Here is a 14,123-nt window from a genome sequence, read left to right on the forward strand (position 1 = left end):
GGGTCGTTAGCTCAGTTGGTAGAGCAGTTGACTTTTAATCAATTGGTCGCAGGTTCGAATCCTGCACGACCCACCAATGTAAAAAAGCGCCCTAAAGGCGCTTTTTTGCTATCTGCGATTTGTCTACTTCCCAGCCGTCAACGTCGCAATTAACGTCTTCACCGCTGGCGTCGCCTGCTTCTCGTCATACACCACATATAAATCTGCCGGTATCCGCTCTTTCAGCGGACGGAACACCACGCCCGGCCACTGCATTTGCGCGTAGCTGTCTGCGGCGAGCGTAATTCCCATGCCCATGCTGATCATCGCCAGCACCGTTTGCGGTTCAACGGCTTCGCGCACAATCATCGGCGAAAAACCGGCCTGCTGGCAGACGCGATGTAAAAACGCCCAGTCAGAGTGAGCCGACGGCATCGTGACAAAATACTCGTCCTGCAATTCTGCGAGCGCAATAGAAGGTTCCCTGACCAGCCGGTGATCTTCCGGCATCGCCACCAGAAAAGCCGCCTCACGTAACCGCACGCTGGTAAACCCCGCGGTAGGTTCCGTTGCCATTCGCCAGATCCCGACATCCAGCTCCCGGCGCTCAAGCAGCGCCATCTGCATGACCGGGGATTTCTCGCGAAAAACGACATCAACATTCGGATGTTCTTTCAAAAAAGCGCGCATAACCGTGCGCACCTCACTCCACATGGCGGTGCCCACAATCCCCAGCTCAATGCGCCCTGCTTCCCCCCGGCCAATTTGCTCGACGCGAGCCAGAGCCTGGTTTGCGCTGGCGAGCAGCCGTCGTGACTCTTCCATCAGCACTTTACCGGCATGCGTCAACGCGACGCTCCGCGAGTGGCGAATAAACAATAACGTGCCCAGCTGGCTTTCCAGCTCTTTAATATGCAGGCTTAACGGCGGCTGAGACATATTGAGACGGGCCGCAGCCCGTCCAAAATGCAGTTCCTCCGCCACGGCCAGAAAATAGCGCAGCAGCTTGAGATCGGTCCGATAGACGCGTTCCATCAAAACATATCCTGGCGATAACACTTATGCGCCTACCTTAAAGCCTTTCCGCGTCCGGAGGGGAAATTTAGTGCGCAACTGTGCGCATCCCGCTGTTTTTGCTGGTGTGGCGATAGTTAAAGCTGAAGTAAAAGACTACCGCGAGCGCCAGGGCATAGGCCGCAAATACCAGCCAGATCGTCTGCCAGTCCTTCACCCCGTCCAGCGAGAAATAATCAACGGCCATACCGCTCAATACCGATCCGAAATACGCCCCGATACCGTTAACGGTCGTCATAAACAGCCCTTGCGCGCTGGCGCGGATATCGGCGCTGACCTCCTGTTCAACAAATACCGAGCCGGAAATATTGAAGAAGTCGAACGCGCAGCCGTAGACAATCATTGAGAGCATGAGCAGCACGAAGCCCGTCGCGGACGGATCGCCAAAGGCGAATAGACCGAACCGCAGCATCCAGGCCACCATGCTCATCAGCATAACGGCTTTAATGCCAAAGCGTCCGAGGAAGTACGGAATGGTCAGAATGAAGAACACCTCAGACATTTGCGAAACGGAGAGCAGGATGGACGGGTATTTGACAATAAAGCTATCTGCATACGCCGGATTACGCGCAAAATCATGCAGAAAGGGGCTGCCAAACGTGTTGGTTATCTGCAGCACGGCGCCCAGCAGCATCGCGAATAAAAAGAACACCGCCATGCGGGGCTGTTTAAACAGGATAAACGCATTGAGGCCCAGCTTGCTTGCCAGCGACTGAGAGGTTTTCGCCTGTGCAACTGGAATGGCTGGCAATGTCAGAGAATAGAGCGCCAGCAGCAGGGAAGCGGCAGCCGCAATATAGAGCTGCACGTTGCTCAGCTCCGCCCCCATCAGGCTTATGGCCCACATCGCGGCAATAAAGCCCACGGTGCCATACACCCGTACTCGCGGAAAATGGCTCACCGTATCCAGCCCTGCCTGTTCAAGACAGGAGTAAGAAATCGTATTCGACAGCGCAATCGTGGGCATGAAGGCCATCGCATTCACCAGCATGACCCAGAACATCAGGCCGGGCTCATTGACCTGTGCGGCATAGCAGAGCGCGACGGCGCAGACGAGGTGGCAAATCACGTAAGCACGGTCTGCCCGCAGCCATTTGTCGGCAATAATTCCCACCAGCGAGGGCATAACAATCGCGGCAAGTCCTTTGGAGCTGTACACCATGCCCACGTCGGAGCCGGTAAAGTGTAGGGTGTTAATCATGTAAGCGCCGAGAGTTACCAGCCAGCTCCCCCAGATAAAATATTGCATAAAGGACATCAGCTTTAAGCGAGTCGTGATGTTCATAACCCATTCCTTATAGCAGTGTGGCCCTGGCGGGCCACTTTATTGTTTTACTCAGGCAATATGGCGAAGAAAACCGCAGATAAGATTGATAAAGTTCTGGCGGGAGAGCTCGGCGGCGGCAAGGGTTTGTTCATGCGAGAGTTTGACCTCCCCCAGCCCTTCGGCGAGATTGGTAATTGCAGAAACGGCCGCGACCTTCAGGCCGCAGTGGCGCGCGGCAATCACTTCCGGCACCACGGACATCCCCACCACATCGCCGCCGATAATTTGCATCATGCGGATCTCAGCCGCCGTCTCAAAGTTCGGGCCGGGATAAGAGACAAACACCCCTTCATGGAGCGGGAAGCCTTCTTTCGTTGCCACAGTTTGCAGAACGGCACGGTAATCCGCGTCGTAAGCATTGGCCAGAGAGAAGAAACGATCGCCAAAGCGCTCATCGTTCAGCCCCACCATCGGCGTGCCCGGCATGGTGTTGATATGGTCGCTCAGGGCAACCAGGCTTCCTGGCTGAACCTCCGGGCGCAGCGAACCCGCCGCATTGGTGCTAAACAGCAGCTCGCACCCCAGCAGCGTAAAGGTGCGGATCGCATCGGTCATGATGGTCATCCCGCGCCCTTCATAGAAATGGCCGCGCCCCTTCATGCAGGCAACCGGCACCCCGGCCAGATGCCCGAGCACCAGCTCGCCGGCATGGCCATGCACGGTGCTCACCGGGAAGCCCGGCAGCTTTTCGTAGCTCAGGGAAACGGCGTCATCAATCTGGTCGGCAAGTGCGCCCAGGCCAGAGCCGAGAATAAACGCCACGCGAGGCGTGAAGTTCGGCTTAGCGGCGCGAATGATATCGGCGCAGTACCACGGGTTATTCGAGAGGGTCATAGAGGCTCCTTAAGGATGAAAATCGCGATAGCGGGGATCGCATGACTTACGTCTTATATCCGCAGCCTGCCGGTGACCTCCAATACACTTTCACCGCACCATCAATACTGATTGTGTATCGATGCAACTCCCTGCCAGATATGGCAGTTTTGCTCAAGCTAATCCCGTCGGTGCCGATACCTCTGTTTTATAACGCGAGGAAAAAGTATGACGACCATTCAGGCTTCAACCCAACAGATTCAAACCAGCGGCGCGAGTGGCACTTCGAGCAGTAACGATATCTCTGCGCAAATCACCCGCATTCTCGACAAGATCAAAAAGCTGACCCAGCAGTTAAAAGAGCTGGCGAACAGCCCCGTCAGCACGGATGAGAAGAAGAAGCAGCAGGAACTTATTCAGACCCAGATCAAAGTGCTGCAGGCGCAGCTCGCCGCACTGCAGCGCCAGCAGGCTGAAGAGGCCCAGAAGAAGCAGGATCAAAAACTGGGCAAAGTGGAAGGGGTGAACAGCCCGTCAGACAATAATCAGATCGATATCTACATCTAATCTTCTGATGCGTTAAACAGTGGGTCGCGTATGCGGGCTTCGGTTAATCGTTGTGCCTGGATACGCACCACTTCCCAGATAGCCTGCGCCGCCCCCGAGAGTGAACGATTTTTTCGCCGCACCAGCATCAGCTTTCGCTCGACAACGGGCGTTAATCGCTTGACGGCCAGCCGGCTTCCCTGCGGCAGGGGAAGCGCCAGGGCTGGCAACACGCTGATGCCAATCCCGGCTTCCACCATCGGAAACAGCGTCGCCGGGTGACCAATCTCCTGGACAATCGTTGCCTTTACGCCCTGATTCACCAGCGCGGAATCAATCAGCGGACGGCTGCCCGAGGCATAATCCTGTAAAACCAGGTTCGCGCCCTGCAGGGACTGCCAGCTGACTTCCGGCAATGTGGCCAGCGGATCGTCGTCACGACAGAGCAGCAAAAAGGGCTCCGAAAGTATGCTTTCGCACGCCAGATCGCTCACCTGACCGGGATCGATAACAATACCAAAATCCACATCTCCCTGACGGATGCTCTCCAGCACCCACTGTTGCGGCCTGTCATGCAGGACAAAATCAATGTCCGGGTAGCGATGACTGCCCTCGGCTATACACTGCGGAATAAGGTGCGCAGAGATCGTCTGGCTGGCCGCGACCCGCACGGTACCCGAAAGCTGCTGCCCCAGCCTCCCCACGTCTCTGAGCGTGCTGTTCAGCTCATCCAGCAGCCGCTCGAGGCGCAGGGCCAGCTGCTGACCTGCTTCGGTCAACACCACTTCGCGCGTGGTGCGGTCAAGCAACTTCACCCCGGTCTGATTCTCCAGCTCTTTCACGCTGTGGCTGACCGCCGACTGGCTCAGGCCAATCATCTCCCCTGCCCGGCTAAAACTACGAGCCTGCGCCACGGTGACAAAAACACGAAGCTGACGTAATGAATAATTCATCTATTTAATTCATGAATGGATGCAATAAATCAATTTTATTTCTCAAACGGAAGAAAGCACAATAGCGACATCTGTTTTCAGGAGAGATTATGAAACTTTTTCGTATCCTTGATCCGTTCACGCTTACCCTGGTGGTTACCGTTTTACTGGCCTCGTTTTTCCCGGCTCGCGGCGGTTTCGTCCCATTCTTTGAAGGCTTGACCACGGCGGCCATCGCCCTGCTGTTCTTTATGCACGGCGCCAAACTCTCCCGCGAAGCCATTATCGCAGGCGGCGGACACTGGCGACTGCATCTGTGGGTGATGTGTAGCACCTTTATTCTGTTCCCGATCCTCGGGGTGCTGTTTGCCTGGTGGGCACCGGTTAATGTTGACCCGGCACTCTACACCGGCTTCCTGTATCTCTGTATTCTGCCGGCCACGGTGCAGTCCGCCATTGCCTTTACCTCTCTCGCGGGAGGGAACGTGGCGGCCGCGGTCTGCTCGGCATCCGCATCCAGCCTGTTAGGGATTTTCGTCTCTCCGCTGCTGGTGGGCCTGCTGATGAACATGCACGGTGCGGAAGGTAACCTTGAGCAGGTGGGTAAAATCTGTCTGCAGCTGCTGCTGCCGTTTGTCCTGGGCCATCTCTCCCGTCCGTGGACCGGCGCATTTGTGGCGAAGCATAAAAAGTGGATCTCAAAAACCGACCAAACCTCGATTCTGCTGGTGGTTTACTCCGCCTTCAGCGAAGCGGTCGTGAACGGGATCTGGCACAAGGTGGGGGCAGGCTCGCTGCTGTTTATCGTGGTGGTCAGCATTGTCCTGCTGGCGATTGTAATAGCGGTAAACGTCTTTGTGGCACGCAAGTGCGGCTTCAACAAAGCGGATGAAATTACGATTGTGTTCTGCGGTTCGAAGAAGAGTCTGGCTAACGGTATCCCGATGGCCAACATTCTGTTCCCGACCTCGGTGATTGGAATGATGGTGCTGCCGCTGATGATTTTCCATCAGATCCAGCTGATGGTCTGCGCGGTGCTGGCGCGTCGCTACAAACGCCAGACCGAAAAGCTGGCGCAGGAAGAGACCCGCGCCGCGAAGGCTTAAGGACGTTTCAGGGGCTGCACCAGCTGGGTCAGCCCCTCGGTTTTGATCAGTAACGTGATAGCCATCAGCTCGCCCAGTCGCCCTGCCGGGAATTCATCCTTGCGGGCAAACCACAGCAGATACTCCTCCGGCAAATCGATCAGCCTGCGGCCCTTGTATTTACCGAACGGCATCTCGGTATTGGCGATCTCAACGAGCTGCTCTTTCTGCACGTTACTCTCCTAACAGACGCATCATTTCCGCTTCGTCGATAACCTCAATGCCGAGCTCCTGGGCTTTCGCCAGCTTCGAACCCGCCGCTTCCCCGGCGATCACCAGGTCGGTTTTCTTCGACACGCTGCCCGCCACTTTTGCCCCCAGCGCCACCAGACGCGCTTTTGCATCGTCGCGTGAAAGCTGGCTCAGGCTGCCGGTCAGCACCACCGTTTTACCGGCGAATGGGCTGTCGATCTCTTCGGCGTTGACCACTACCGGTGCAGGCCACCTGATGCCCTCTTCCAGCAGTTTGCCGATGACTTCGCGGTTGCTCTCTTCGGCGAAGAAGTTAAAGACGTGCGTGGCGACAACGATGCCGACATCCGGAACTTTCTGCAGCTCCTCGATGCTCGCCTTTTCCAGCGCGTCCAGCGTACCAAAGTATGCTGCCAGACCTGCTGCGGTTGCTTCACCCACTTCACGAATGCCCAGCGCGTACAGGAAACGGGCGAAGGTGGTCTCTTTTGCCGTTTCCAGCGCGTTAACCACGTTCTGGGCTGACTTCGGCCCCATGCGGTCCAGACCGGTCAGTTTGCCCGCCGTCAGTTTGAAGAGATCCGCTGGCGTGTGGACATACTCTTTCTCAACCAGCTGATCGATAATTTTATCACCCATGCCGTCGACGTCCATCGCCCGACGGGAGACGAAGTGCTTCAGTGACTCTTTACGCTGTGCGCCACAGATTAAGCCCCCCGTGCAGCGCGTCACCGCTTCACCTTCCACACGCTCTACGTCAGATCCACACACCGGGCAATGGGTCGGGAAGACAATCTCGCGCGTATCATCAGGACGTTCTGACTCCACAACGTTAACCACCTGCGGGATCACGTCCCCCGCGCGGCGAATCACCACTTTGTCACCAATGCGCAGGCCCAGGCGTTCGATTTCATCGGCGTTATGCAGCGTGGCGTTACTCACCAGCACGCCCGCAACCTGCACAGGCTCCAGACGGGCAACCGGGGTAATGGCGCCCGTACGGCCGACCTGGAACTCTACGTCGCGAACGAAGGTCATCTGCTCCTGAGCCGGGAACTTAAACGCCACCGCCCAGCGCGGCGCGCGCGCCACAAAGCCCAGCTGCTCCTGCAGCGCCAGTGAGTTCACCTTGATGACCACGCCATCAATATCAAACCCGAGCGTCGGACGGTCCTCTTCCACTTTGTGGTAGAACGCCAGTACCGCTTCCGGCGAGTCGCAGAGCTGAACGCGGTTGCTCACCGGCAGGCCCCACGCTTTAAACTGCAGCAGACGCCCGAGATGGGTATCCGGCAGCTCGCCGCCCTCCAGAATACCGACGCCGTAGCAGAAGAAAGTAAGCGGTCGCTTCGCGGTGATACGCGGGTCAAGCTGGCGCAGAGAGCCCGCCGCCGCATTACGCGGGTTAGCAAACACCTTCCCACCGGTGCGACGCGCCTCTTCGTTAATTTTCTCGAAGCCCGCCTGGGGCAGGAACACTTCGCCGCGCACTTCCAGACGCGCAGGAATGTTGTCGCCCTGCAGCTTCAGCGGGATCGCTCGGATGGTACGCACGTTGGTGGTGATGTCTTCACCCGTCGTGCCGTCGCCACGCGTCGCGGCACGCACCAGCACGCCGTTTTCGTAGAGAAGGCTGACTGCCAGGCCATCCAGCTTCAGCTCGCAGCACCAGGTGAGGGAGTCGCTGCTTTTCAGGCGATCCTGCACGCGCTTGTTAAACGCGAGGAAGCTCTCTTCATCGAAGACGTTATCCAGCGACAGCATCGGCACTTCATGACGCACCTGGCTAAAAGCCCCCAGCGGCTCAGCGCCGACGCGCTGGGTGGGGGAATCCGGTGTGATGAGGTCAGGATGCTGCGCCTCTAATTCGCGCAGCTCGCGCATCAGGCGGTCATACTCCGCGTCCGGAACTTCCGGTGCGTCCATAACATGATAGAGGTATTCATGATGGCGAAGCGTGGTTCGCAGTTCAGTGAGTTGTTGTTCGATTGAGTCCATATCGCACCATCAATGAGAAAAAACCCCCGACAGGCGGGGGTTGAGGAGGAGTTGAAGTCAACGCGGCGATTACGCGTTGGCTTCCTTAACTTCGCGGATGCGGTCCTGATACTCGCGCAGTTTCTGCGGGGTCATCATTCGACGCTGATCGTCGAGCACCACACCGCCGACTTCGTCAGCGATATGCTGGGCAGACTGCAGCATCAGCTTAAAGTTTTGCAGTTCATCGCCGTAGGACGGCACCTGCATAAAGATAGTCACACCCGGGGTCATAAAATCACCGGTCATTTCCGGATCAAAGGTGCCAGGGTTAACCATGTTGGCCAGGCTGAACAGCGCCGGACCGCTACCGTCAGGACTCAGGTGGCGATGGAAAATGTTCATATCGCCAAACTTGAAGCCTGCCTGTTGAATACTGTTAAGCAGCACGTCACCGTTAAGATGGCTACCGTGATGCGCGGCCACGTTCATAATGATCACCGCTTCTTTACGCTGCGGTTTTTCAACAACCGGCTCTGGCTCTACAACGGGCTCAGGCTCAACGTGCGGTGCCGGAGCAGGTTGAGGCGCAGGCTGGACATGAACAGGCTGCTGCGGTTGTTGTACCGGCTGAGCAGGCTGTTGTACCGGCTGAGCAGGCTGTTGTTGCACGGGCTGCTGCACCGGTTGCTGTTGAACCGGCTGGGCAGGCTGCTGATAGACAGGCTGTTGCGGCGGCTGGCGCACCGGCTCTTCCACAGGCTGCTGCGCTGGCTGGCGCGGCTGTGCGGAAGCATACGGCGGTTGATACTGGTGCTGCGAAGGACGAGGTGCTTCTTGCTCCCCATGGCCTGCGCCGGGCGCAGTATTGACCCGATGAACACGAACTTCACCCACGCCGTCGTCGTCGCTGCCGTCGATGTCATCTTCACTGTCATCGTCATCACGACTGGACTTCATGCGCTTCAGTGGGCGATCGCGAAACATCGAGGAACGCTCTTTACGGCTGGTCCAGAAACCATGTACCAGTAAAGCGATTATGGCGATCGCGCCAACAATGATTAATATCAGACGCAAATCCTGCATCATTATATTCTCTGTTGTTCTAACACCTTGCCACCACGGCAAACATTTACTCACTAAGAGTATTTGCCGTTTACGTCAAGTGCAAGTGTGTGCAGAGCATTCACAGCATAAAGATGAAGGAAATCGTGCTTTTTGCTGGTTTTTCGAACATTTCCGAACTGGTCATTGCTCCGTAAGTGGATAATATAGGCGGGCAATTCCACTGGTTGTGTAAAAAGGAGTACAGCCTGGCTATGGTTTCAACATCTTCTTCTCCCCCGCGCAGCGGCGTCTGGTATTTTTCTCAGGGCTGGAAACTGGTCTCCCTGCCGGGGATTCGACGCTTCGTCATTCTCCCACTGTTGATCAATATTATTCTGATGGGCGGCGCGTTCTGGTGGCTGTTCACCAAGCTGGAGAGCTGGATCCCGTCGCTGATGAGCCATGTGCCGGACTGGCTGCAGTGGCTGAACTACCTGCTCTGGCCGGTGGCGGTGATTTCCGTGCTGCTGGTGTTTGGCTATTTCTTCTCGACGATTGCGAACTGGATAGCCGCACCGTTTAACGGTCTGCTGGCGGAACAGCTGGAAGCGCGGCTTACCGGCGCGACGCCGCCGGACACGGGCATATGGGGGATCATGAAAGACCTCCCTCGCATTATGAAGCGTGAATGGCAAAAGTTTGCCTGGTACCTGCCCCGCGCGGTTGTGCTGCTTATCCTCTACTTTGTGCCAGGCATTGGCCAGACGGTGGCACCCGTGCTGTGGTTCCTGTTCAGCGCCTGGATGCTGGCCATCCAGTACTGTGATTATCCGTTCGATAACCACAAGGTGCCATTTAAAACGATGCGCACCGCCCTGCGCAGCCAGAAGGTCGCCAATATGCAGTTTGGCGCGCTGACCAGCCTGTTCACCATGATTCCCTTCCTGAATCTGTTCATCATGCCCGTCGCCGTCTGCGGCGCGACGGCGATGTGGGTCGACTGCTACCGTGCTAAGCACGCGTTATGGAAATAATGCAAAAATGTGTAAAGCAGGGGTGGCTTATGCCGCCCCTTATTCCATACTGATCCCCATTATTTCCTTGCAGTATATAGATATGCGAATTCCTTACTTCCCCCTACCTGCTTAGCAGGTATGCTGGGTCGGTATCCCAATTTCATACAGTTAAGGACAGGCCATGAGTAAGATTTATGAAGACAACTCGCTGACTATCGGTCATACGCCCCTGGTTCGACTGAACCGTATCGGTAATGGACGCATTCTGGCGAAGGTCGAATCACGTAACCCGAGCTTCAGCGTAAAATGCCGTATCGGTGCAAACATGATTTGGGATGCTGAAAAACGTGGCGTACTGAAGCCAGGCGTTGAGCTGGTGGAACCGACCAGCGGCAATACCGGTATCGCTCTGGCCTATGTGGCTGCCGCGCGCGGCTACAAGCTGACGCTGACCATGCCAGAAACCATGAGCATCGAGCGTCGTAAGCTGCTCAAAGCGCTGGGCGCGAACCTGGTGCTGACCGAAGGCGCGAAGGGCATGAAGGGCGCCATTCAGAAAGCCGAAGAGATTGTGGCCAGCGATCCGGCGAAATATCTGCTGCTGCAGCAGTTCAGCAACCCGGCTAACCCGGAAATTCACGAGAAGACCACCGGTCCGGAAATCTGGGAAGATACCGACGGCCAGGTTGACGTCTTTATCTCCGGCGTGGGTACCGGCGGTACGCTGACCGGCGTGTCGCGCTATATTAAAGGCACAAAGGGTAAAAAAGACCTGATCACCGTTGCCGTTGAGCCAACCGACTCACCGGTTATCACCCAGGCACTGGCGGGTGAAGAGCTCAAACCCGGCCCACACAAAATTCAGGGTATTGGCGCAGGCTTCATTCCGGGCAACCTGGATCTGAAGCTGATCGATAAAGTGGTTACCATCACTAACGAAGAAGCCATCTCTACCGCGCGTCGCCTGATGGACGAAGAAGGCATTCTGGCGGGTATCTCTTCCGGTGCGGCCGTTGCGGCAGCGCTCAAGCTTCAGGAAGATGAAGCCTTTACCAATAAGAATATTGTGGTTATCCTTCCGTCCTCGGGTGAGCGTTACTTGAGCACCGCACTGTTTGCCGATCTGTTTACCGAAAAAGAGCTGCAACAGTAGTGCCAGCATGTTAATAACGCGTAAAAAAGCACCTTTTCAGGTGCTTTTTTGTGGCCTGCTTCAAACTTTTACCCCTCCTGGCATTGCTTCACCCCGAAGGGTCTGGTATTTAAACCAGCAATTATTTTGATGCGTGAAATTAATCGGCAAACGAAATAGCCTTGCTGAATCGATTTTATGATTTGGTTCAAGTCTTGCTTTCGCTGCATAATGTTTAATGACGATCGAAACGTCAGCGCTAACAATACAGGCTAAAGTTCAGTCGCCAGGCTAGACTTTAGTTCCACAACACTAAACCTATAAGTTGGGGAAATACAATGTTCCAGCAAGAAGTTACCATTACCGCTCCGAACGGTCTGCACACCCGCCCTGCTGCTCAGTTTGTTAAAGAAGCAAAAGGCTTCACTTCTGAAATCACTGTGACTTCCAACGGCAAAAGCGCGAGCGCAAAAAGCCTGTTCAAACTGCAGACTCTGGGCCTGACTCAGGGCACCGTTGTCACCATCTCTGCAGAAGGTGAAGACGAGCAGAAAGCAGTTGAGCATCTGGTTAAACTGATGGCTGAGCTCGAGTAAGTTTCCGGGTTCTTTTAAATATCAGTCACAAGTAAGGTAGGGTTATGATTTCAGGCATTTTAGCATCCCCGGGTATCGCTTTCGGCAAGGCACTGCTGCTGAAAGAAGACGAGATCGTCATCGACCGGAAAAAAATTTCTGCCGACAAGGTTGATCAGGAAGTTGAACGTTTTCTGAGCGGTCGTGCCAAGGCATCTGCGCAACTGGAAGCAATCAAAACTAAAGCTGGCGAAACTTTCGGTGAAGAAAAAGAAGCCATCTTCGAAGGGCACATCATGCTGCTCGAAGATGAGGAGCTGGAGCAGGAAATCATAGCCCTGATTAAAGATAAAGGCATGACGGCCGACGCGGCTGCGCATGAAGTTATCGAAGGTCAGGCAACTGCCCTGGAAGAACTGGATGATGAATACCTGAAAGAGCGTGCGGCTGACGTACGTGACATCGGTAAGCGCCTGCTGCGCAACATCCTGGGCCTGGCCATCATCGACCTGAGCGCGATTCAGGATGAAGTGATCCTGGTTGCCGCTGACCTCACCCCGTCTGAAACCGCACAGCTGAACCTGAAAAAGGTCCTCGGTTTCATCACCGACGCGGGTGGCCGTACCTCCCACACCTCTATCATGGCGCGTTCTCTGGAACTGCCTGCCATCGTGGGTACCGGTAGCGTCACCTCTCAGGTGAAAAATGGCGACTATCTGATTCTGGATGCCGTAAACAATCTGGTTTACGTCAACCCAACCAATGAAGAGATCGATAAACTGCGCGCGGTTCAGGAGCAGGTTGCGACTGAAAAAGCGGAACTCGCTAAGCTGAAAGACCTGCCAGCCATCACCCTGGACGGCCATCAGGTTGAAGTGTGCGCAAACATCGGTACCGTCCGCGACGTTGATGGCGCTGAGCGCAACGGTGCGGAAGGTGTCGGTCTCTATCGTACAGAATTCCTGTTCATGGACCGCGACGCGCTGCCAACGGAAGAAGAGCAGTTTGCTGCTTACAAAGCCGTGGCTGAAGCGTGTGGCTCTCAGGCGGTTATCGTCCGTACCATGGACATCGGTGGCGACAAAGAGTTGCCGTACATGAACTTCCCGAAAGAAGAGAACCCGTTCCTGGGCTGGCGTGCCGTGCGTATCGCGATGGATCGTAAAGAGATCCTGCGTGACCAGGTTCGTGCGATCCTGCGCGCCTCTGCTTTCGGTAAACTGCGCATCATGTTCCCGATGATCATCTCTGTTGAAGAAGTGCGTGCACTGAAGAAAGAGATCGAAATCTACAAACAGGAACTGCGTGACGAAGGTAAAGCGTTTGACGAGTCAATCGAGATCGGCGTGATGGTGGAAACACCTGCGGCGGCGACCATTGCGCGTCATTTAGCCAAAGAAGTTGATTTCTTTAGTATCGGTACCAATGATTTAACGCAGTACACCCTGGCAGTTGACCGTGGTAATGATATGATTTCACATCTCTACCAGCCAATGTCACCGTCCGTACTGAACTTGATCAAGCAAGTTATTGATGCTTCTCATGCAGAAGGTAAATGGACTGGCATGTGTGGTGAGCTTGCAGGCGACGAACGTGCTACACTTCTGTTGCTGGGTATGGGTCTGGACGAATTCTCTATGAGCGCCATTTCCATCCCGCGCATTAAGAAGATTATCCGTAACACGAACTTCGAAGATGCGAAGGTATTAGCAGAGCAGGCTCTTGCTCAACCGACAACGGACGAGTTAATGACGCTGGTTAACAAGTTCATTGAAGAAAAAACAATCTGCTAATCCACGAGATGCGGCCCAATTTACTGCTTAGGAGAAGATCATGGGTTTGTTCGATAAACTGAAATCTCTGGTTTCTGATGATAAAAAAGACTCCGGAACTATTGAGATTGTTGCTCCGCTCTCCGGCGAGATCGTCAACATCGAAGACGTGCCGGATGTAGTGTTTGCTGAGAAAATCGTTGGTGATGGCATTGCTATCAAACCAACTGGCAACAAAATGGTTGCTCCAGTTGACGGCACCATCGGTAAAATTTTTGAAACCAACCATGCGTTCTCTATCGAATCTGATAGCGGTATCGAACTGTTCGTTCACTTCGGTATCGACACCGTTGAACTGAAAGGCGAAGGCTTCAAACGTATCGCGGAAGAAGGCCAGCGTGTGAAAGTTGGCGACCCGGTGATTGAATTCGATCTGCCACTGCTGGAAGAAAAAGCCAAGTCTACCCTGACGCCGGTTGTTATCTCCAACATGGACGAAATCAAAGAACTGATCAAACTGTCTGGCAGCGTCACCGTGGGTGAAACCCCGGTTATCCGCATCAAGAAGTAATTCTTGCCGCACAGAAAAATGGCGC

General features: G+C 55.1%; 14 protein-coding genes and 1 tRNA gene. 8 read left to right on the top strand and 7 right to left on the bottom strand.

Translation table 11 applies throughout. From position 1 onward, the window contains the following. Nucleotides 1-76: transfer RNA gene (locus tag BM007_RS17375), tRNA-Lys, on the top strand. Between the two features lie 47 nt (nt 77-123). Here the strand turns inward: BM007_RS17375 and BM007_RS17380 are convergent. From BM007_RS17380 to xapA, 3 genes are all read right to left on the bottom strand, one after another. After that, nucleotides 124-1,014 carry a LysR family transcriptional regulator gene (locus tag BM007_RS17380; RefSeq protein ID WP_061714688.1) on the bottom strand — a complete coding sequence of 297 codons (891 nt, stop codon included), beginning with the start codon at nt 1,012-1,014 and terminating at the stop codon, nt 124-126. A gap of 67 nt (nt 1,015-1,081) precedes the next feature. Continuing rightward, a complete protein-coding gene (locus tag BM007_RS17385; RefSeq protein ID WP_090420055.1) occupies nt 1,082-2,338 on the bottom strand; it encodes a nucleoside permease in 1,257 nt (418 codons plus the stop codon). A 51-nt stretch (nt 2,339-2,389) separates the two neighbouring features. Next, a complete protein-coding gene (xapA, locus tag BM007_RS17390; RefSeq protein ID WP_061714686.1) occupies nt 2,390-3,214 on the bottom strand; it encodes a xanthosine phosphorylase in 825 nt (274 codons plus the stop codon). Between the two features lie 207 nt (nt 3,215-3,421). Between xapA and BM007_RS17395 the strand changes: the two genes are divergently transcribed. Next, entirely contained in the window at nt 3,422-3,760 is a 339-nt protein-coding gene (locus BM007_RS17395) for a FlxA-like family protein (RefSeq protein WP_032659298.1), read from the top strand. On the opposite strand, the gene BM007_RS17400 is transcribed toward BM007_RS17395, so the two are convergent. After that, the gene (locus BM007_RS17400) at nt 3,757-4,692 is read right to left on the bottom strand and encodes a LysR family transcriptional regulator (protein ID WP_024907616.1); all 936 of its coding nucleotides are present in this window, start codon (nt 4,690-4,692) and stop codon (nt 3,757-3,759) included. The genes BM007_RS17395 and BM007_RS17400 overlap by 4 nt on opposite strands. Before the next feature lie 89 nt (nt 4,693-4,781). Between BM007_RS17400 and BM007_RS17405 the strand changes: the two genes are divergently transcribed. Next, nucleotides 4,782-5,777, top strand: coding sequence for a bile acid:sodium symporter family protein (locus BM007_RS17405; protein ID WP_024907615.1), 996 nt, complete (start codon nt 4,782-4,784; stop codon nt 5,775-5,777). Here the strand turns inward: BM007_RS17405 and BM007_RS17410 are convergent. The 3 genes from BM007_RS17410 to zipA form a co-directional block, all read right to left on the bottom strand. Next, nucleotides 5,774-5,989 carry a DUF3820 family protein gene (locus BM007_RS17410; protein ID WP_090420059.1) on the bottom strand — a complete coding sequence of 72 codons (216 nt, stop codon included), beginning with the start codon at nt 5,987-5,989 and terminating at the stop codon, nt 5,774-5,776. The genes BM007_RS17405 and BM007_RS17410 overlap by 4 nt on opposite strands. A 1-nt stretch (nt 5,990) precedes the next feature. Continuing rightward, on the bottom strand, nt 5,991-8,006 hold the full coding sequence (gene ligA / locus BM007_RS17415; RefSeq protein ID WP_090420062.1) for an NAD-dependent DNA ligase LigA: 2,016 nt from the start codon (nt 8,004-8,006) through the stop codon (nt 5,991-5,993). A 69-nt stretch (nt 8,007-8,075) separates the two neighbouring features. Next, a complete protein-coding gene (gene zipA / locus BM007_RS17420; protein WP_090420065.1) occupies nt 8,076-9,074 on the bottom strand; it encodes a cell division protein ZipA in 999 nt (332 codons plus the stop codon). Between the two features lie 230 nt (nt 9,075-9,304). Here zipA and cysZ point away from each other — a divergent pair, with 230 nt between their 5' ends. The 5 genes from cysZ to crr all read left to right on the top strand — a co-directional run bounded on the left by cysZ (nt 9,305) and on the right by crr (nt 14,098). Then, nucleotides 9,305-10,066, top strand: a complete 762-nt coding sequence (gene cysZ, locus BM007_RS17425; RefSeq protein WP_024907612.1) for a sulfate transporter CysZ — start codon at nt 9,305-9,307, stop codon at nt 10,064-10,066. A gap of 163 nt (nt 10,067-10,229) precedes the next feature. Continuing rightward, the gene (gene cysK, locus BM007_RS17430) at nt 10,230-11,201 is read left to right on the top strand and encodes a cysteine synthase A (RefSeq protein ID WP_014884739.1); all 972 of its coding nucleotides are present in this window, start codon (nt 10,230-10,232) and stop codon (nt 11,199-11,201) included. A gap of 317 nt (nt 11,202-11,518) precedes the next feature. Further along, complete coding sequence (ptsH, locus tag BM007_RS17445) at nt 11,519-11,776, top strand: phosphocarrier protein Hpr (RefSeq protein ID WP_000487600.1); 258 nt, start codon at nt 11,519-11,521, stop codon at nt 11,774-11,776. A gap of 44 nt (nt 11,777-11,820) precedes the next feature. Further along, nucleotides 11,821-13,548, top strand: coding sequence for a phosphoenolpyruvate-protein phosphotransferase PtsI (gene ptsI, locus BM007_RS17450; protein WP_032646702.1), 1,728 nt, complete (start codon nt 11,821-11,823; stop codon nt 13,546-13,548). Between the two features lie 40 nt (nt 13,549-13,588). Next, nucleotides 13,589-14,098: a PTS glucose transporter subunit IIA gene (gene crr / locus BM007_RS17455; RefSeq protein WP_003861316.1), complete on the top strand. Its 510-nt coding sequence runs from the start codon at nt 13,589-13,591 to the stop codon at nt 14,096-14,098. Nucleotides 14,099-14,123: the final 25 nt, after the last annotated feature.

This window comes from Enterobacter sp. NFIX59 (assembly GCF_900113755.1).
Classification (GTDB): Bacteria; Pseudomonadota; Gammaproteobacteria; order Enterobacterales; family Enterobacteriaceae; genus Enterobacter; species Enterobacter pseudoroggenkampii.